General features: G+C 41.5%; 17 protein-coding genes and 1 tRNA gene. 17 read left to right on the forward strand and 1 reads right to left on the reverse strand.

Translation table 11 applies throughout. From position 1 onward, the window contains the following. Positions 1 to 4 precede the first annotated feature (4 nt). The 16 genes from HZB59_11725 to HZB59_11800 all read left to right on the forward strand — a co-directional run bounded on the left by HZB59_11725 (position 5) and on the right by HZB59_11800 (position 19312). The gene (locus HZB59_11725) at positions 5 to 2497 is read left to right on the forward strand and encodes a T9SS type A sorting domain-containing protein (protein MBI5022095.1); all 2493 of its coding nucleotides are present in this window, start codon (positions 5 to 7) and stop codon (positions 2495 to 2497) included. A 472-nt stretch (positions 2498 to 2969) separates the two neighbouring features. Next, positions 2970 to 3044: transfer RNA gene (locus tag HZB59_11730), tRNA-Pro, on the forward strand. A 367-nt stretch (positions 3045 to 3411) separates the two neighbouring features. Next, on the forward strand, positions 3412 to 3780 hold the full coding sequence (locus tag HZB59_11735) for a response regulator (GenBank protein MBI5022096.1): 369 nt from the start codon (positions 3412 to 3414) through the stop codon (positions 3778 to 3780). A gap of 15 nt (positions 3781 to 3795) precedes the next feature. Then, positions 3796 to 5136: a sigma-54-dependent Fis family transcriptional regulator gene (locus HZB59_11740; protein ID MBI5022097.1), complete on the forward strand. Its 1341-nt coding sequence runs from the start codon at positions 3796 to 3798 to the stop codon at positions 5134 to 5136. A 114-nt stretch (positions 5137 to 5250) separates the two neighbouring features. Further along, complete coding sequence (locus HZB59_11745) at positions 5251 to 6420, forward strand: acyl-CoA dehydrogenase family protein (protein ID MBI5022098.1); 1170 nt, start codon at positions 5251 to 5253, stop codon at positions 6418 to 6420. A gap of 126 nt (positions 6421 to 6546) precedes the next feature. After that, positions 6547 to 8013 carry an IMP dehydrogenase gene (gene guaB / locus HZB59_11750; protein MBI5022099.1) on the forward strand — a complete coding sequence of 489 codons (1467 nt, stop codon included), beginning with the start codon at positions 6547 to 6549 and terminating at the stop codon, positions 8011 to 8013. 30 nt (positions 8014 to 8043) lie between these two features. Beyond that, a complete protein-coding gene (locus tag HZB59_11755; GenBank protein ID MBI5022100.1) occupies positions 8044 to 9132 on the forward strand; it encodes an aminopeptidase P family protein in 1089 nt (362 codons plus the stop codon). Between the two features lie 12 nt (positions 9133 to 9144). Beyond that, a complete protein-coding gene (locus HZB59_11760) occupies positions 9145 to 10434 on the forward strand; it encodes a glycosyltransferase (protein ID MBI5022101.1) in 1290 nt (429 codons plus the stop codon). After that, positions 10431 to 11726 carry a phosphoribosylamine--glycine ligase gene (gene purD, locus HZB59_11765; GenBank protein MBI5022102.1) on the forward strand — a complete coding sequence of 432 codons (1296 nt, stop codon included), beginning with the start codon at positions 10431 to 10433 and terminating at the stop codon, positions 11724 to 11726. The genes HZB59_11760 and purD overlap by 4 nt, the downstream gene beginning before the upstream one ends. 66 nt (positions 11727 to 11792) lie before the next feature. Then, positions 11793 to 12722, forward strand: a complete 930-nt coding sequence (locus HZB59_11770; GenBank protein MBI5022103.1) for an NAD-dependent epimerase/dehydratase family protein — start codon at positions 11793 to 11795, stop codon at positions 12720 to 12722. Further along, positions 12722 to 13663 (forward strand): methylmalonyl Co-A mutase-associated GTPase MeaB, encoded by a 942-nt coding sequence (gene meaB, locus HZB59_11775; protein ID MBI5022104.1) that lies wholly within the window; start codon positions 12722 to 12724, stop codon positions 13661 to 13663. Before HZB59_11770 ends, meaB begins: the two co-directional genes overlap by 1 nt. A 91-nt stretch (positions 13664 to 13754) precedes the next feature. Continuing rightward, positions 13755 to 14900 (forward strand): acyl-CoA dehydrogenase, encoded by a 1146-nt coding sequence (locus tag HZB59_11780; GenBank protein MBI5022105.1) that lies wholly within the window; start codon positions 13755 to 13757, stop codon positions 14898 to 14900. Between the two features lie 5 nt (positions 14901 to 14905). After that, positions 14906 to 16561 (forward strand): acyl-CoA carboxylase subunit beta, encoded by a 1656-nt coding sequence (locus tag HZB59_11785; GenBank protein MBI5022106.1) that lies wholly within the window; start codon positions 14906 to 14908, stop codon positions 16559 to 16561. 3 nt (positions 16562 to 16564) lie between these two features. Then, entirely contained in the window at positions 16565 to 17260 is a 696-nt protein-coding gene (locus HZB59_11790) for a hypothetical protein (protein ID MBI5022107.1), read from the forward strand. A 49-nt stretch (positions 17261 to 17309) separates the two neighbouring features. Continuing rightward, complete coding sequence (locus HZB59_11795) at positions 17310 to 18683, forward strand: sigma-54-dependent Fis family transcriptional regulator (protein MBI5022108.1); 1374 nt, start codon at positions 17310 to 17312, stop codon at positions 18681 to 18683. Positions 18684 to 18994: 311 nt separating this feature from the next. After that, positions 18995 to 19312: a zinc ribbon domain-containing protein gene (locus HZB59_11800; GenBank protein MBI5022109.1), complete on the forward strand. Its 318-nt coding sequence runs from the start codon at positions 18995 to 18997 to the stop codon at positions 19310 to 19312. A gap of 87 nt (positions 19313 to 19399) precedes the next feature. On the opposite strand, the gene HZB59_11805 is transcribed toward HZB59_11800, so the two are convergent. Beyond that, the gene (locus tag HZB59_11805) at positions 19400 to 20062 is read right to left on the reverse strand and encodes a PorT family protein (GenBank protein MBI5022110.1); all 663 of its coding nucleotides are present in this window, start codon (positions 20060 to 20062) and stop codon (positions 19400 to 19402) included. 362 nt (positions 20063 to 20424) lie between these two features. Here HZB59_11805 and HZB59_11810 point away from each other — a divergent pair, with 362 nt between their 5' ends. Further along, positions 20425 to 21105, forward strand: coding sequence for a TIGR00730 family Rossman fold protein (locus tag HZB59_11810; GenBank protein MBI5022111.1), 681 nt, complete (start codon positions 20425 to 20427; stop codon positions 21103 to 21105). The last annotated feature ends 7 nt before the right edge of the window (positions 21106 to 21112 follow it).

Below are 21112 nucleotides of genomic sequence, written 5' to 3' on the forward strand. Positions count from 1 at the left end.
ATTTATGCATTTCTTATCCAAACTATTTTTATTTCTAATATGCATTACACCATTTTGTTTTACCCAAGAAATCCGATTTGAAAATTATTCAAAAGCGCAAGAAATATCAACTGTCCCAGAGGATAGTCTATGGGATGATAGATTTTATTTGGCTGGAATAACGGGTCCAGTTTATGCGATTGTGGCAAACGGATCTGATATTTATGTTGGTGGATCATTCACTTATGCTGGGAAGGTTCGCGTAAATAATATAGCAAAATGGGATGGTAACAATTGGTCAGCACTTGGAACCGGAATGGATTATGAAGTTCGTACTATTGCTGTTTTGGGATCTGAAATTTACGCTGGTGGTAATTTTACAACAGCAGGAGGGGTGATTGCAAATCATATTGCTAAATGGAACGGAACAAATTGGTCGTCACTTGGATTAGGGGCAAATGATATTGTGTGGTCTCTCGCAAAAATTGGAAACGATCTATACGCAGGTGGAAGTTTTGATTCCGCTGGTGGATTAAAAGTTAATCATATTGCCAAATGGAATGGGGGGGCATGGTCATCACTTGGAGTGGGTATTAACGCTGGTTATAATGCTTCAGTATATGCCCTCGCTGTCATTGGAACAGATCTGTATGCAGGTGGAAGTTTTGATTCCGCTGGTAATGTAAATGCTTACCATATAGCCAAGTGGGATGGGATTAAATGGGATTCTCTGGGCCATGGACTTGGTCCACATAGTTGGGGAGTTAAGTCTCTTGCTGTAATGGGACCTGATCTTTTTGTAGGCGGAAATTTTTACAAAAACGGTGGAGCTCCAGCTTCATGCATTGCCAAATGGAATGGGACGAACTGGGAGGAGCTAGGCACTGGAATTAATAATTTTGTAAATGCTTTGGCTGTAGTAGGCATGAATCTCTATGCTGGAGGTACATTTACTAATGCAGGAGGGATAATATCAAGATACATAGCTAAATGGGATGGATCTAATTGGTCGTCAATTGGTTATGGTGTCGGCGCTCTTGTAAATGCTCTCGCAGTATCGGGAGAGGATCTTTATGTCGGTGGTGAGTTTGGTTATGTCGGCGGTGAGTTTTGGACGACAGAGGCGGTGCAGGCTAGATATATTGCGAAGTGGAGTAATTCGAGTTGGTCGGTTGTACATGAGAATATAGGTACTTACGCAGGTATTGATAAGAATGGAGGCTATAACTCGTATGTATATACCATGACATCAAAAGGGAATGAACTATACGTTGGTGGTAGTTTCGATCTTGCAGGCGGAGTGAAAGTGAAAAATATTGCACAATGGGACGGAACAAACTGGTTTCCCTTAGGAACAGGTGTTAATGGCGATGTAAGGGCATTAGCAGTAATTGGAACAGATCTTTATGTCGGAGGTAATTTCGATAGTGCTGGTGGTCAAAAAGCAAAGGGAATTGCTAAATGGAATGGCTCTGGTTGGTCACCGCTCGGTGGTGGTGTTAATGGATTTGTTACAGCTTTAGTTTCAAACGGTGCTGAACTTTATGTTGCGGGAACATTCGATTCCGCAGGACATGAGAGTGCTCGAAATATTGCAAGGTGGGATGGAACAAATTGGTTTCCGATTGCAGAAGGTATACATCTCACCGGTTCTTATGGCATTCGCAGTCTAGCCGTTGTTGGTACGAATTTGTTTGCTGGAGGATCATTCGATACTGCGGGGGTTCTCCCGGCACAAAATATAGCGCGGTGGGATGGAATATCCTGGTCAGCATTAGGCACAGGAATAATTGGTGAATTTGTATCCTCGCTTGCTGTAATGGGAACAGATCTTTACGTTGGGGGAGATTTTTCAGATGCCGGTGGAGTAAATACGATATCTCTAGCTAAGTGGAATGGTCAAGATTGGTCTGCCATTGATGGAATCGAATATGAATACTCTGGATATGATTATTTAAGTGCGTTAACTGTGGTAGGGACAGATTTATATGTCGGTGGATTATTTAGACTTATCGGAAGTGCAAACTATGATCGATTGGCAAAATGGGATGGAACGAATTGGTCGGGGCTTGGTTCTGGAGTGGGTGGAGCAGTATGGGCGCTCAACAATTTTAATAATACCCTTTTTGTTGGTGGTCATTTTGATTTTGCAGGTGGTAAACCTTCTGCGAATATCGCTTGTTGGCGAGGAGTAGGTATCACCTCTATCAATGAGAGCTTTTCTATACTTCCTGAGCAATTTACACTTTCACAAAATTATCCTAACCCCTTTAATCCGACAACCACGATTAAATATCAATTACCAAGCGAAAGCCAAGTGACGCTTAAAATATATAATACACTTGGTCAGGTCGTTGTAACATTAGTAGATGAAATAGAACCTGGAGGATATAAATCGGTTGAGTGGAATGCTGATATGTTGGCAAGTGGTGTTTATTTTTGTAGGTTTGAAGCTGCTGGTGTTGGGAAACAAACTCAGTATTTTTCTTTTATTAAGAAAATGTTACTGTTGAAATAAGAATACTGGCACAATTAATCACCATCATATTAGCAGACTGCTTCATTCAACAAATCGACAATAGGGTTTTCATTAATGGGTGGATTTTCAATAGCATTATCGGATAGAGTTTATATGGATACAGATCTTGAATATACAATCGCAAACATGAAAGGAGAAAGCGGGGTTGGCGGTAATGATTTAAAAGTTGGAGGATTATTCATCGGAGCAGGCCTACATTTTGGATTGTGATAAAAACATTGTACAGATATTGTAAATCTAAGCCCTCGATATTTGAGGACTTTGTTTTTTCAATCTGGATGTTCGTGTTTCTTACCGAATGATTAAACGGATTGATGATTGTTTGGAGATAAATGGTAGAATGATTATATTTTATCTGAACATGAGTCACCTAACAGTTCACCTAACACTTTTTGGAATACAGGAAGATGTGAGTAGAAGAAAAAGGTGTAAAACAATAAGATTTCCCAATCGGGATGTAGCGCAGCCCGGCTAGCGCGCCTGCCTTGGGCGCAGGAGGTCCCGGGTTCAAATCCCGGCATCCCGACTAATATTTTTTTTATTTATTTTTTTTAAAGTAAAAAGATATTATTCTGCATATCTATCAATTCCAGATACAAATCACTTAACTTCTCAAGCTCTCATTCTCCATTTTCTCTTGTAATCTCAATAATTTGACAAAAAATAAAGGAAATGGTGATAGATATCGAATTTCGAATCAATCATCTAGCATTGAAAACCGATCAGTTTATCTTGATCAACCTATCCATTGTCATGTTCGATCATCTATAATTGTGATTTGAAGCGTGATATAGGAATTTGCTTCTTGCTTTTTTTGTTTGTTTTCGTTAATTTGCCTTTCACTAAAACAAAAGATAATCCAAAATTTATCTCTAAATTATAAAGGTTTCACTATGGCAGAAAAAAGTCGCATCTTAGTTGTCGATGATGAAGAAGCTCTCCGTACCGTATTAAGCAGCGAACTTGTGAATGCGGGTTATGAGGTTGATACAGCATCGGATGGTGATGATGCGATATCGGTAGTTCAAAATAAGAGATTCAATCTTGTACTGCTCGATATCAAGATGCCCAAAGTTGACGGCTTCGAGGTTTTAAAGTTCATCAAAAAGAATTTGCCCACTACGAAAGTTATAATGCTCACCGGCTTTGCCGATCTGAAGAACGCTATCGAATCTAAAAAGCATGGAGCCGAAGATTTTGTTAGTAAACCGTACGATCTTGTTGACCTACTGACAACGATCGAACGGGTGTTAACAGAATAATCTTTAAATCTGCAAATGGCTCAGCGGTACAAAATTCTTATCGTTGATGATGAAGTAGCTCTGATAACGTTATTGAAAGAGGAACTGCAGGATGCGGGCGGTTACGAAGTAGATCTTGCATTCGACGGTGTTGAAGCCATCAATCTCATTCAAAAATCTCTCTACGATGTGGTGCTTCTCGACATGAAGATGCCGCGCGTTGACGGCAGGGAAGTTCTTAAATTCATTCAGGAAAATTCTCCCACCACGCATGTAATCATTTTATCTCAGTATGCCGATATAAAGATGGCGGTTGAAACAACAAAACTTGGCGCTTCCGAAGTCCTGGGCAAACCGTATGATATAGATCAGGTTGAACAGACTATTGAACGGGCGATCGAGCGTAAGAAACTTTCCATCGATAATAAGCTGCTACAAACCGAGCTTTCGCGCAAAGCTGGAACAACTGAAATAATCGGATCAAGCCAGGTGATGCAGCACATCATAGAGAACGCAACGAAAGTTGCGCAGAGCGATTCAATTGTTCTTATCACGGGCCCAAGCGGAACGGGAAAAGAATTAATTGCCAATCTAATTCATCGTGCAAGCCCCCGCGCCGATAGACCGTTTGTGCCGGTGAACTGTTCTTCAATTCCCGATACATTGTTGGAGAGTGAACTTTTCGGGCACGAAAAAGGCGCCTTCACAAATGCTTATACAGCTAAACCGGGATTAGTAGAAGTTGCAAACGGCGGTACACTATTTCTTGATGAAGTTGGAGATATAAGTCCGATTATTCAACCCAAACTTCTTCGATTTCTCGAGACCGGAGATTTCAGAAGAGTTGGCGGTACAAATGAATTGCGCGTGAATGTGAGAGTTCTATCTGCAACCAATAAAAATCTTCAGGAAGAATCCCGCGCCGGGCGATTTCGCGAGGATTTGCTTTATCGACTCAACGTGATAACGATAAAAATGCCTTCACTGCGCGAGCACCGCGAAGATATTCCTCTGCTTGTAGAACACTTCCTGAAGAAAAAATCGAAATCAAAAGAGCCCAAAAGATTAACCGATGATGCGTTGAAAGTTTTAATGGCGTACGATTGGCACGGGAACGTACGCGAGCTGGAACACGTGATTGAAGGAACAATAATCCTTTCGCCAAATCAATTGATCGAGGCGAAAGATTTATCTTTGGCAGACCGACAGATCGAATCGACATCAGAATCACTCTCCATCACTTCATTAGAACAACAGCACATCGAAAAAGTTTTGAAAATGTATGGCGGAAACAGAAAAAAAACCGCCGAGGCGCTCGGCATCAGTGAAAAAGGTTTGTACCTCAAGATTAAAGAGTACGGTATAGATGTAGATTAGAAAATTTATTCTTCAATGTTTGCCTTTCCTTCAAATATTTCGTAATTTTCAAGCAATTCATAATCATCGGGGCTATCTCGATTTCCTTATAACTTTTTACTGAAAGTTCCTCCCATGACAAAATTTACTGGTCTGGACTATTATGAAATCGACGGCTTACTTACAGAGGAAGAAATCCTCGTTCGTAATACGGTGCGCGAATTTACCGAAGAGCAAATTCTTCCCATCATCGAGAAAAATTACCGTATCGGAACATTTCCCATGGATCTCATTCCAAAGATGGCTGATCTTGGAATGTTCGGTTCAACTCTACCCGCGAAGTATGGCTGCGCGGAAATGAATAATGTTGCCTACGGTCTGGTGATGCAGGAATTAGAACGCGGCGATAGCGGCATACGCAGTTTCGCTTCGGTGCAAAGTGCATTGGTTATGTATCCTATCTACACTTTCGGCTCCGAGAAGCAAAAAGATTATTGGCTACCCAAATTAGCAACCGGTGAGAGTATTGGTTGCTTCGGATTAACTGAGCCCGATTATGGATCGAATCCCGGGGGTATGATAACAACGGCACAGGATAAAGGTGATCATTATCTTTTGAATGGTGCGAAGATGTGGATTACGAACGGAACAATCGCCGACGTCGCGGTCGTTTGGGCGAAGCTGAACGGGAAAGTACATGGTTTTTTGGTTGAAAAAGGTACACCCGGATTTTCCGCGCCCGAGATGATCGGAAAACATTCGCTTCGTGCCTCGGTTACTTCCGAACTGATTTTTCAGGATGTTAAAATTCCAAAAGAAAATATTTTCCCCAAAACGGATGGATTGAAATCTCCGCTCATGTGTCTGAATCAAGCTCGGTACGGAATTGCATGGGGAGCGATCGGCTCTGCAATGGCGAGTTACAACGCCGCACTCGATTATTCAAAGAGTAGAATCCAATTTGGAAAACCGATTGCATCATTCCAGATGACACAGGAAAAATTAGTCTTCATGATTACCGAAATTACCAAGGCACAACTTCTTTGTCTCCAACTCGGTAGATTGAAGGATAAGCAGACCCTCCGATTTCCGCAGGTATCGCTCGCAAAAAGAAATAATGTTCATGTGGCACTTGAAATAGCACGTATGGCCCGCGAGATTTTAGGCGCTAACGGAATACTCGATGAATATCCGGTCATGCGCCACATGGCAAATCTAGAATCTGTCAAAACATATGAAGGCACACACGAGATGCATACTTTGATTGTGGGTGAAGATATTACGGGGATACAGGCGTTCACATGAGATATCATATATGAGTTATGAGTTATGAGTTATGAGTTATGATGTATGATGTATTAAAAGCTTATAGCCAATAGAAACGCCTAATGACAAATGACAAACAACCAATGATTTTTTAGGAATCAGAAAATGGCAAATAAAAAATTTATCGGTGAAGCAATAACGTTCGACGACGTTCTGCTTGTCCCACAGAAATCAAGCGTACTGCCGCGGGATGTTGATGTAACAACAAAGTTAAGCAGGAATATCATTTTGAATATTCCACTTGTATCTGCGGCTATGGATACGGTAACAGAATCGAAGACAGCAATCGCGCTCGCACGCGAAGGCGGCATCGGTATCATACATAAAAATATGAGTATCGATGAGCAATCAACACAAGTTGACCAAGTTAAAAGATATGAAAGCGGTATGATTCTCGATCCGATTACGATGCGGTCGGATCAAACTGTGGGAGATGCGCTGATTCTTATGAGCAAATATCAAATTTCAGGAATTCCTATCGTCGATGAAATTGGGAAATTAATCGGAATTGTAACTAACCGTGATTTGCGATTCGAACCGAACCGGAAATTAAAAGTGTCGAAGCTAATGACAAGCCGGGGTCTCATTACCGCACCTCTCGGAACTACGATAGAAAAAGCTGAACAACTTTTGCAGAAGTATAGAATTGAAAAGTTACCCGTTGTTGATAAAGCGAATAAATTGCGCGGGCTTTTCACCTTCAAAGATATTCAAAAGAAAAAACATCATCCTAATGCCTGCAAAGATAAGCACGGAAGATTGCGTGTTGGTGCCGCTGTTGGAGTTACAATTGATACAATTGACCGCGTTAGGGCTTTAGTGAAATCCGGGGTTGATGTTGTCATCATCGATACCGCGCATGGTCATTCGCGTGGTGTAATTGAAATGGTGAAGCGCGTGAAGAAAGAATTCGGCACACTTGAATTGGTAGCCGGTAATGTTGGGACTGCAGAAGGAACGCGCGATCTGATAAGAGCGGGAGTGGATGCGGTGAAAATCGGGATTGGACCCGGTTCTATCTGTACAACACGGATAATTGCCGGTGTAGGCGTTCCGCAGGTAACGGCTATTTATGAATGCGCGAAAATTGCATCGCGTTCAAGGATTCCTCTTATCGCGGATGGCGGGATTAAACAGACAGGAGATATCGCAAAAGCAATTGCGGCAGGTGCCGATTCGGTGATGATAGGGGGTCTGTTTGCAGGTGTTGATGAAAGTCCTGGAGAAAAAGTTTTATACGAAGGGCGCAGTTATAAAATTTACAGGGGAATGGGTTCAATAGAATCGATGAAAAAAGGAAGCAGCGACAGATATTTCCAGGATGCCGAAGAAGGATTGCCTAAATTAGTGCCCGAAGGGATTGAAGGTAGAGTTCCGTATAAAGGTGAATTAGTCGACACGGTGCTTCAAATGATTGGTGGTTTGCGTGCAGCGATGGGTTATTGCGGATGCAAGAATATAAATGAGATGAAAAGAAAAACTCAATTTATTAAAATGTCTGAAGCAGGTTTGCGTGAAAGTCATCCTCACGATATTTCAATAACCAAAGAAGCTCCAAATTATCATATTTAACTGAGCATAAACTACTCCCGCTGATTTTCCATGAAACAGGAATATGTTTTTCTAAGGAAGCGTTTACATTCACTCCGGGAAATTCTTACATCGATGAATCTCGATTGCTTCTTGATCACCTTTCAACCGCATCTCAGATACATTACAGGTTTTTCAGGTTCAAGCGGACTTGCTATGGTTACCCGATCGGGTGCATATATCATCACGGATGGGAGGTACGCTACTCAGATTCGAAATCAAACTCACGGTTGGAAAATATTTATCACCTCTCAAGATCTGTTCGAAGCGTTGAGAGATACTAAGTTATTACGCCCGCACATGCGAATCGGTTTCGATGGGAATACGTTGGTTTTTTCTCAATTCAAGCGATTGAAAAATATATTTCCAAAGATTATATTTTTACCGAAAGCTGATGCTATAGAGCGGATTGCGATCCGGAAGGATGAAACCGAAATTACCGCCATTAAACACGCGGCTGAAATTACAGATCGGGTTTTCACTGAAATTTTGCAAATTCTTAAACCGGGCGTGAGTGAACTCGATATCGCTGCCGAGATATCATACCGTCATAAAATACACGGCGCCGAAGGTGACGCTTTTCCATCTATAGTTGCAAGCGGACATAGAAGCGCCTTGCCTCACGGACTAGCATCTGAAAATAAAATTAAAAAAGGCGATCTGGTCACTTTAGATTTTGGTTCTATTTATTGCGGTTATCACTGTGATATGACAAGAACGGTTGGAATCGGTTCTCTGCCGGCAAAAGCAAAAAAAATATATCAGGTTGTTCTCGATGCCCAAATGAATGCAATCGAATTTGCAACATCCGATAAAACCGCAAAAGAAGTAGATCATGTCGCCCGTCAGCATATCACAAAATCCGGATTCGGAAAATATTTCAGACATTCGTTAGGACATGGAATCGGACTTCAAATTCATGAACAACCGCGACTTTCGGTCCTGAGCAAAGCGGTACTTCAACCGGGAAATGTAGTTACGATAGAACCCGGAATTTACATACCCGATTTCGGCGGTGTCCGAATCGAAGACGATATTGTTATTACAAACGGTTACCCGGAGATTCTGAATAAATCTCCGAAAGAATTAATAATCTTATAACTAAAAATATCTGTGACTGATTCATCTGTAAAATTAAGAAATGTACTTGTGATCGCTTATTATTTCCCGCCGATGGGTTTGAGCGGTGTGCAACGCACGCTGAAATTTGTGAAATATCTTCCTCAGTTCGGCTGGCAGCCCACCGTGTTAACCGTTACTCCAACCGGATATTACGCTCACGATTATACACTGTTAGAAGAGTTGCATCCTCATCATGTTGAGATAGAAAGGATGGGTTCACTCGATCCCAACCGATTGTTCCGGAAAAAAGGTGTTGTGAAGTTGCCTTCGGAATTCTGGCGGAAAATATTTTCATTTTTAAGCGATTGCTTTTTTATACCGGATAATAAAATAGGGTGGAAGAGACAGGCGATGAAAAAAGCCGACGAATTGTTCGCGAAGAAAAATTTCGATGTTATTTTCGCAACAGCGCCACCGTTTACGGATTTCATCATCGGGACCGAGCTTCATAAAAAATACAACAAACCGCTAGTGATCGATTATCGCGATCCGTGGCACGATTACCCGTACAAATATTATCCCACTCCATTACATAAATTATTCAATTATAAATTGGAGAAAAAGACTCTGCGTGCAAGTGCCCGTATTCTGGTTACCAACCGGCGGACAAAAGAATTGATCCTCAAACGGTATAAATTTTTAGAATACGGCGACATAACGATTTTATCGCAGGGATACGATCCGGCAGATCTCACAACCGATCCGAAAATACATATCGATAAGTCAAATCGGATGCGTATCGCTCATGCGGGAGTATTCTATGCCGACAGAACTCCCAGATACATGTTGGAGGCGATGAAAAATTTATTCCATTTAAAACCTGAGTTAAAAAATCAGATCGAGCTTTATTTGATCGGAACGCTACAAGATGAATTTGTGAAGCTAATACACAAATACGGGCTCGAGGGAAATGTGGTAACAACAGGTTATCTGGATCATGCGCATTGTATTCATCATTTGAAGGTCTCCGATGTACTTTGGCTTACTTTAAATAACGATACTCAATCGCCGGGCAAGCTGTATGAATATCTTGGGCTTATGAAACCTGTTTTGGGCTGTCTGCCGGATGGATTTGTCAGTCAAACTCTTAAAGAAGCAGGTGGTGCATTGATAGTACCCCCGGACGATGTAAACAAAATACAATCCGCGCTAACACAATTATATGATATGTATAAATCGAAAAAAATGATTGCTCCCCCAAAAGATATCGTTGCTAAATATGACCGCATCGACCTGACAAATGAACTTTCTAAAATGTTTGGTTTTTTGGTGAACGAATGAAAATCCTGGTTATCGGCTCCGGCGGTAGGGAACATGCTTTGATATGGAAGATTCGGCAATCTCCCGGCATTGAAAAAATATTTTGCGCTCCCGGCAACGCAGGTATATCTTCAATGGCAGAAAATGTTCCGATCAAAGCAGATGATCTTGATGCTCTATTAAAATTTTCGATTGAGAATAAAATAGACCTGACAGTTGTAGGATCTGAGCAGCCATTAACATCAGGGATTGTTGACCTCTTTGAGAAAAACGGATTGAAGATATTCGGTCCAACCGCGAGCGCGGCAGAGTTAGAAGGAAGTAAAGTGTTTGCCAAACATTTTATGAAAAAATATCGAATCCCGACGGCTGAATTCCGTTCATTCACAATCTCGGAACAATACGATGCTCAACGATACATCAATGAAATTCCGACTCCAGTAGTCGTCAAAGCAGATGGATTAGCGGCCGGTAAGGGAGTTGCGGTTTGTGATACAAAAGAAGATGCCCTGGAATCTCTTGACATTATGTTCAATCAAAAACTGTTCGGAGTTGCCGGAAACCAAGTGGTGGTGGAAGAATATTTGGAAGGAGAAGAAGCATCAGTCTTTGCAATCTGCGACGGTAAGAATTTTGTTTTACTACCTACTGCACAAGATCATAAACGGATTTTCGACGGTGATAAAGGAAAAAATACAGGTGGTATGGGAGCTTACTCGCCGGCACCGATCATGACTGATGAATTAATATCTGAAGTAAGGAATAAAATCATTGCGCCGACATTAAGAGGGATGGCACTTGAAGGAAGAGAGTACAAAGGTTGTCTTTATATCGGACTAATGATTACTCAAACAGGACCAAAAGTTATTGAATTTAATTGCCGTTTTGGTGATCCTGAAACTCAGGTCGTTCTCCCATTATTGGGAAATGATTTAGTCGATTTAATTATCGATTCGATTGAAGGAAAGCTCGGACAATCAAAAGTTAGGTTTCTAGATAAAAGCGCGGTTACAGTAGTTATCGCCTCGGGTGGATACCCGGATGATTATCAAACCGATAAAACAATTTTCGGGTTGGATCAGGTATCAACGATGAAAAATGTAATTGTTTTTCACGCCGGAACGAAGTATACTAAGGATAAGATCGTTACCTCGGGCGGGCGGGTGCTCGGTGTTACGGCACTGGGAAATACGCTTGAAGAAACAATAGACAGGGCATATAGTGCTGTTGGAAAAATAACGTTCGATTCTGCATATTACAGAAGCGATATAGGGAAAAAAGGTTTAGATCGTTTAAAAAATATTTCTTTTTAATGTTTTGATCTAAGAGATTGTATGATTACGGGGATCATTTAATTTATATCATTTGAAGGAGAAAATTTGAAAATATTAATTACAGGTGGCGCCGGTTTTATTGGTTCTCATGTTGCAGATGCATGCATTGAAGCAGGCAATACCGTTGTAATAGTTGACGATTTATCAACCGGTGAAATTGAAAACGTAAACGAAAATGCCGTATTTGTACCGATGGATATTCGTGATGAAACAATCGACAAACTTTTTGATTTCCATAAGTTTGATATAGTGATTCACCATGCCGCCCAAATGGACGTCCGCAAATCGGTAAAAGATCCTTCTTTTGACGCGTCAGTCAATATTCTTGGCACTATCAATCTGCTCGAGAATTGCAAAAAGTTTGGTGTGAAGAAATTCATTTTCGCTTCAACCGGCGGTGCAATCTACGGTGAGCAGGATTATTTTCCTGCCGATGAAAAACATCCGGTCAGACCGCTTTCACCATACGGTATCGCAAAGTTAGCAGTGGAAAAATATCTGTTTTATTACAACGCAGTTTTCGGATTGCAATATGTTTGTCTGCGATATGCGAACGTGTATGGACCTCGGCAAAATCCTCACGGCGAAGCAGGTGTGGTTGCTATTTTTACCGATAAGATGCTCAAAGGCAAACAACCTATTATTAACGGTGATGGAAAGCAAACTAGAGATTATACATTCGTAAACGATGTGGTGCGTGCAAATATGCTTGCGCTTAATTATGACAAATCGGATATTTTTAATGTCGGAACCGGTGTCGAGACCGATGTGAATGTTCTCGCACGATATATAAAAGAATTTACCGGCACTAAGATCGAAGAAATACACGGCGAAGCGAAGAAGGGAGAACAACTTCGCAGCGTTCTCGATAATATGAAAATTAGCACAGTTCTTGGTTGGAAGCCAAGTGTTTCAGTAGCAGAAGGATTGAAAACAACAGTTGCATACTTTCGCGATAAGTTTTCCGGAAATTGATGAATCATTCGTACATAGAAAAAATCTTGAAAGGCGATAGGGTGGCAATCGCCCGCTCCATCTCAATGGTAGAGAATGAGCATCCCGAATCTCTCGATCTTCTAAAATCAATTTATCCAAAAACCGGTAATGCCTACAGAATTGGAATTACCGGTCCGCCCGGTGCCGGCAAAAGCACAATTACAAATAAGCTGGCAAAATATTTCCGCAGTGAGAAAAAGCGGGTTGGAATTATTGCTGTTGACCCAACCAGTCCGTTTACCGGCGGAGCGTTATTGGGGGATCGTGTTAGAATGACCGATGTTGATCTGGATGAAGGAGTTTTTATACGAAGCATGGCTTCGCGCGGAAGTTTAGGAGGACTGAGTAAAAAAGCGAAAGAAGCTGCTGATGTCCTGGATGCGTCGGGATGTGATATAATACTTTTAGAAACAGTAGGTGTTGGTCAATCGGAACTCGATATTGCGAGGGCTGCCGATACTACGATTGTTGTGCTGGTTCCTGAATCAGGCGATTCGATACAAGCGATGAAAGCAGGATTAATGGAAATTGCCGATTTTTTTGTTTTAAACAAATCGGACCGCGCCGGAGCCGAACAGGCGGTTATGTCGATTAAAATGGTTCTGAACTTTAAACCGAAGCATGATGGATGGATGCCCGATGTTATTCAAACCACTGCGAGCGAAGGAAAAGGAATCGTTGAGGTTGCAAAAAAAATCGCAGAGCATTCAACATATCTCGTAAATTCAAAACTTCTCGGACAAAAAAGGGCAAATCGCATCATCGAACAGATCCGCGAATCAATTGGTGAACGATTACATATTGAATTTTGGAACGAAGAAAGAAATCAGATTCTTAATCAAAAAATTGAAGATGTAATCGCGTTCAAGGAAACACCGTTCGATCTGGTTGAATATCTTTTAAAGAATTACAAGAAATAAGCGTTGCTATTCTGATAAAATCCTAATAAATTATACCCACAACATGCAGGAACAATCAATGAGCGAGCAAAACATGAATTCGGGTGAAACAATTTCGTATTCCTTCACTGAAAATATGAAAATGGTGCAAAATGTAGCGCGCGATTTTGCCGAAAAAGAAATCAAACCTGTTATCATGAAATATGATGAGTCGCAGGAATTTCATCACGACATTGTAAAAAAAATGGGCGAGCTTGGTTTTATGGGTGTGATTTTCCCCGATCAATACGGCGGATCCGGTTTTGGATACATGGAGTATATTACGATAATCGAAGAAATATCCCGTGTCGATCCTTCCGTCGGTTTAACAATTGCGGCTCATAACAGCTTATGCACGAATCATATTTACATGTTTGGAAGTGATGGGCAAAAAAAGAAATACCTTCCCGATCTTGTCACGGGGAAAAAGATCGGCGCGTGGGCACTTACCGAGCCGACCAGCGGCAGCGATGCAGGCGGCATGCTTTCGACTGCAACTCAAGATGGCAGCCACTACATTTTAAACGGTAGTAAAAATTTTATTACCCACGGAAGTGTCGGCTCAACTACTGTTGTAACAGCTCTGACCGATAAATCTAAAGGGAAGAAAGGAATTTCCGCCTTCATTGTTGAAAATAATTCACCCGGATTTATCGTATCCAAGAAAGAAAATAAATTAGGAATGAGAAGCTCGGATACTGCTGCACTGACTTTTGATGATTGCCGTGTTCCTTCCGAAAATCTTATCGGTGAAGAAGGTAAAGGATTTCATCAAGCACTATCGGTTTTGGATGGTGGTCGAATAAGTATTGCGGCTTTGGCTCTTGGTATTGCTCAGGGCGCTCTCGATGCGAGTTTGAAATATTCTAAAGAACGAAAACAGTTCGGCAAATCCATAGGAGATTTTCAAGCGATTCAATGGAAGTTAGCCGATATCGCAACGCAATTAGAAGCCGCCCGCTTACTGACTTACCGTGCGGGATTTTTAAAGGATCAGGGTAAAGAAGTTATTATTGAATCGTCGATGGCGAAATATTATGCGAGTGAAGTAGCGGTGATGGCAACCAACGAAGCAGTTCAAATACACGGCGGATATGGATTCATAAAAGATTTTCCCGTTGAAAAATTCTATCGCGATGTAAAGCTTGTAACGATCGGTGAAGGAACCTCCGAAATTCAAAAGCTCGTGATTGCGCGTGAACTGCTCGGGAGGGGATAAAGCAAATGGCTAAATTCGGCGCTGACTTAAAAAAAGATATTGTATTCAACAGGTACGAAGATAATTTGAAAAATATGCTTCGTATTCTGAAGGCGAAGGGTGATGTCATAAAAAAAGGTGGGGGTCATGAAGCGATAGAAAAACTTCACAAACGTGGAAAACTTCATGCCCGCGAGCGAATTGCGAAACTGATCGATCAGGGGAGTCATTTTCTCGAAATCGGATTGTTCACAGCTTACGGAATGTATGAAGAGTACGGCGGTGCACCATCATCAGGAACAATTTTTGGGATCGGTAGAATTCATAATCGCGATGTGGTGATAGTTGCAAACGATGCAACCGTTAAAGCAGGCGCATGGTTTCCTATAACGTGTAAAAAAAATCTTCGCGCTCAGGAAATTTCAATCGAAAATAGATTGCCGATAGTTTATCTCGTAGATTCTGCCGGAGTTTTTTTGCCGCTTCAGAGTGAAATCTTTCCTGACAAAGAACACTTCGGAAGGATATTCAGAAATAACGCAGTTATGTCATCAATGGGGATTCCCCAGATTGCCGCAATTATGGGACCTTGTGTTGCAGGCGGTGCATATCTTCCGATTATGAGCGATGAAGCTTTGATCGTGGATAAAACCGGATCTGTTTTTCTCGCAGGACCTTATTTAGTGAAAGCCGCGATCGGTGAAGATGCCGACCTTGAAGAATTAGGCGGTGCTTCCATGCACTGCGAAATCAGCGGTGTTACAGATTATAAAATGCCCAACGACGATGTATGCCTCGAAACTATCCGGAGTCTGATCTCGAAATTCGGCGCAACTGCAAAAGCCGAGTTTGATCGTATCGAATCGAAACAGCCGGCTTTTGAACCGAGTGAAATTTATGGAATCATCCCGGACGATCGAACAAAACCGTACGATACCAGACAACTTTTAGCCCGAATTGTTGACTCAGGTGAATTCGACGAATACAAATCGGACTACGGAAAAACTTTAGTTACGGCTTATGCCCGCATCGATGGCTGGGCAGTTGGAATTGTAGCAAATCAACGCGCTGTTGTTAAAACAAAAAAAGGTGAGATGCAGGTTGGCGGTGTTATTTACAGCGACAGCGCCGATAAAGCTACACGATTTATTTTAAATTGCAATCAAAAACAGATTCCACTTGTTTTTTTACAAGATGTAACAGGATTTATGGTAGGGACACGCGCTGAGCAAGGCGGAATTATAAAAGACGGCGCGAAGATGGTGAATGCAGTTGCCAACAGTACCGTTCCAAAAATAACTTTTATAATCGGCAACAGTTACGGCGCAGGCAATTACGCCATGTGCGGAAAATCTTACGACCCAAGATTTATTTTCGCTCTGCCAACCGCACAGATCGCAGTCATGGGCGGAAAGCAGGCGAGTGAAACATTATTGAGCATCAAAGTTCAACAGATGACCGCGAAGGGAAAAGAAATTTCAAAAGAAGATAAAGACAGGATGCTCAAAGAAATTTCAGATCGTTACAATTCGGAACTTGATCCTCTTTATGCGGCAGCCCGACTCTGGGTTGATGATATTGTTGATCCGCTTGAGATGAGAAATATAATATCGCGTTCTATCGGGATAGCATCTAACAATCCGCACATACCGAAATTCAATCCGGGTGTTATTCAGGTGTGACCGATGCGGTTTGGACGTCTGGCATTATTATTCTTATTGATAAATCAATCTCTTTTTTCTCAACAAACCGAGGTCGATTCCCTTCAAAAATATCTTCGTATCGATTCAACCGATGACGCGAGTTTTATTTATTCATATTTTCCTCCGATATTTATTCAGAATGGAATTGAATTAAAATCATTTATGCGGAGTAAAATATTTTCTGATATCCGTATCCGGTTCAGCGACTTGGAATCTGTAAATGCCATTTATATCCAGGCGATGAAATTAACAAATAACAATACCGGTATATCTCTGCTGATCTCAACTCTCGCATGTTTCGATCATCGACTTATTGGTTTAAAAGTCCCTGTCTTCGCTTTATTTTTTCCGTTAACAAATGAATCGGAGGAAGAATTCAAGCTTCGTGTGGCAAACCTGCCCAGAAAACTGTATCACGACTCACCAAAAAATAAAATTGGGGATCGGGATAAACTTCAGCATTTCTTTGGATCGGCTTTCCTGACTTTCACTTTTGAATCGAAGCTGCCAGCGGAGGAATTCTCACGTTCCATCGAACTCGGTGAAGATGCTATTATTGTCGATGGTGCGTTTGATGAACGTGATATCAGGGCAAACCGGAACGGACAGAATTTCGGATTGGCTTTGATTCAGAATAAATTTATGCTTCCTTCCGATTATTTCCTTAATATTGAATGACGACCTTAAGATATCATAAACAAGATTTTAGATTATTACGGAGAAATGAATGAAAACTATTCTCGCTATCGATGATGAAAAAAGTGTACGAGATTCTTTGAAGATGATACTCGAATATGAAAAATATTCTGTCATATTCGCCGAGGACGGATTGAAAGGGATTGAAGAATTCAAACAAAATCTTCCCGATGCCGTTCTGCTCGATATCAAAATGCCGGGTGGAATGGATGGCATGGAAACTTTGAAAGAGTTGCGCAAAATAAATTCCGATATTCCGGTTATAATTATCTCGGGACATGGAACGCTAGAAACCGCTGTCGAAGCTGTCAAATCAGGTGCCTTCGATTATTTACCAAAACCGTTAGACAGAGACAAACTTTTTATCGCTCTCCGCAACGCGATAGAGAAAAGAAGTCTCCATATTGAAATAAAGAAAGTACGCGACAAAGAAACCATACTCGGCTCCAGCGCGAAGATGAAAGAGATTTTGGAAATTATAAAACGGGTTGGGAACACCGAAGCGCGGGTTTTGATTACGGGTGAAAGCGGAAGCGGGAAAGAATTAATCGCCAAGGCGCTTCATCGGGCCAGCAAACGGAACAATATGCCTCTTGTTGAGGTGAACTGTGCGGCGATTCCTGCCGAGTTGATCGAGTCGGAATTATTCGGTCATGAAAAGGGTTCGTTCACAGGCGCCACAAATCAGCGGATAGGAAAATTTGAGCAGGCAGACGGTGGTACGCTTTTCCTCGATGAGATCGGAGATATGAGTCTTGCGGCTCAGGCAAAAGTATTGCGTGCTCTGGAGGAAGGAAAGGTGGAACGCGTCGGCGGAAATAAAACCATTGCCGTGGATGTGCGTGTAATTGCAGCCACTAATAAAAACCTTCCTGAAGAAATTAAGAAGGGATCCTTCCGGGAAGATTTGTATCATCGGCTGAATGTTATACCGATATCGGTGCCGCCGCTTCGGGAACGACGCGAAGATATTCCAACTCTCGTAAATGCTTTTATTGAAGAAACATGTTCGCGGAACGGCATCGCTCCGAAAAAAATTACACCGAGAGCGATGGAGTCGCTGAAAAGTTACGAGTGGCAGGGGAATGTGAGAGAGTTACGCAATATTGTTGAGCGGATAATCATAATGTCATCCGGTGCTTCAATAGATTTGGCGGAACTTGAATTGCTCTCGTTCACTCCGAAAGAAACGGTCGATACGATTGTGCAATCGAGTGAATCGTTTCAGGATTTTAAGGATCGCGCCGAGGCAATGTTCATCAAACATCAATTGAAACTTCATAACTGGAACGTATCAAAAACTGCCGAAGCAATGGAGATGGAGCGGAGTCATCTTTACACAAAAATTAAGAAGTATGGATTAGAGCGCGACAGCAATTCGCCGCCGGATGAAGATGAAAAATAATTTGATGGAAAATATTGTAGATGTTATATGAAAGGAATCTCGAACAGGCAGAAGCCAGTTGTAGCGCCGCGGGAAAGAATCGATAAGTCCGCGGTAAAATCGAAAAAGATTTTAAGTCAATCAAAGAAAAATAAATTGAAACCAACCCATTCCTGATGGCGTTCGTAGTTTGTAAGTGGGATCGTATCTCAGTATATTTAAGTTAGCAAGATTGATTGCGTAACAAAGCATCGTCAGTTTGAGCGCAGTGAGTTCCGTAGCAAGACGGAACGAACGAAGTCGAAGACAAATTTAATTAAGAAAAAAATGAAATGCCAACATACCATTATAAATGTAAATCGTGTAAAGAAGAGTTCGAAGAACTGCAAAGAATATCAGAGGACGCGCTTGTTGATTGTCCTTTTTGCGGTAAACCCGCTCTTGCCCGTATGATGAGCGGCGGCGCCGGACTAGTTTTCAAAGGAAGCGGATTTTACATTACCGATTACAAAGGAAAATCACCCGCCGGGGATAAACCGAAAACAGAATCAAGTTCAGAAAAGCCGGCAGAAACCAAAAAGGAAACAAAACCTTCCGTAAAATCCGATTCGAGCAGTTCAGGATCATCAAGTACCACGGAGAAAAAGTAAAAAAAAATACACCGGTGGCATGAACCATTTCATGACACTAATGCTGCAATCTTCGTATTGCGGTATTGGTAATTACTCCTCAGCGAATCATAACTTTATTCCAAATAGGAGCTCAAACGATTGGTTCTTGATAGTGAGCATATCACTGCTGTACGATTTAGAAAATGTCGGGCAGTATTTGAATTCAAATAAAACTGCCTGAATCGTACTTGTAGAAATTTCGATCCCAGCTCCGGCTGAAATCCCTATATCGTTTTTCTTAAACTTGTCGAAAATTGAACCAACATATTTCGGGTCATTCCAGATCAAGAAGTCAAATCTTGGCCCAATCAAGATGTATGGCGAAACTGTTCCCATGTTGTATCTTATTCTAGCCAGTAATGGCAGAGATAGGTAATCGACTCTGGGTTTCAATGTGATATATCTCCCTGTACCTTCAGGATAGGCATTAGTCGTCTCTAACAATTTTTCAGTAAAACCTTTTTGAATGTAGTGTAATTCTCCGAGCACGCTTATGTACGGGAGATCGAGGAGTTCAATGAAAATTCCAGCATCTAAACCCCAACGTCTTTCAATTTCAGGTTCAAGATATAAATTATAATCCCAAATTTGAGTTGCCGAAACAGCTCCGACCTTGAATCCATATCCTTTGATGAATTGGGCTTGTGTGAAATTCGATCCGAGAATAATTATAAAGAGGAGTTTTAAAATTTGAGTTTTTATGTTTAATCCATAGTAGCGAGTGACTATTTTTAGTTGACGATAATGATATTATCTTGCTTAATGTTTGAGTGATCAGGATTTCTCAAAACTATTTCATCTTCATTGTGGATTGTAAATTATCAAACGTTTGTGAGAATGTCAAATCAAGGTTATCGCACACTGGGAGGGAGCTGCGCTCCCGACCAGATAAGCGGTAGACCGTCTCAATTTGTGTATTGCTTGGAAATCCGTTCTAAGGAACAGACCCTACGCCACATTTTTCAGTAAGGTCGGGAGTTGGAACTCCCTTCCAACAATAGATCCATCTTTGAATTCAATACAAAAATATCATATATTTAAAAAAAATGAAATGGAGATAAAAGATGGTTCCACGCACTGAACGTGATGTAATGATCGATGCTCAACTTGATCTTGTTTTAAAAACTCAGAAAGATGTATGGCGTGTATTCAGAGTGATGTCGGAGTTTGTTGAGGGCTTTTCAACGCTCGGAAAGTTAGGTCCATGCGTTTCAATATTCGGATCTGCAAGGGTTGAGCAGGGGAATCATTATTACCGTCTTGCCAAATCAGTTGCAAAGGAATTTGTTCACGCGGGTTACGGAATAATTTCGGGAGGTGGTCCCGGTATCATGGAAGCGGCAAACCGCGGCGCGCGTGAAGCAGCCGGAGTTTCAGTCGGGATAAACATCGATCTTCCTTTCGAGCAAAAAGCTAATCCTTATATCGATCCGGATAAACTTATAACGTTCAGGCATTTTTATGTTCGTAAAGTTATGTTCGTGAAGTACGCGCAGGGATTTATTGTAATGCCGGGCGGCTTCGGCACGTTCGATGAATTTTTTGAATCTATAACTCTTATCCAGACAAAAAAAATAAATCCATTCCCGATAGTGTTAATGGGCACTGATTATTGGAAGGGACTGATTGATTGGATGAAAGATCGGGTGATGAGTGAAGGGATGATTTCAAAATCCGATTTCGATCTTTTTTCAATCACCGACGATCCAAAACATGCTGTCGCAACCGTAAAACGTTTTTACAAAAAAGAAGAACATGGTCCCAATTTCTAATTATACT

This window comes from Ignavibacteriales bacterium (genome assembly GCA_016214905.1).
Taxonomy (GTDB): domain Bacteria; phylum Bacteroidota; class Ignavibacteria; order UBA10030; family SZUA-254; genus PNNN01.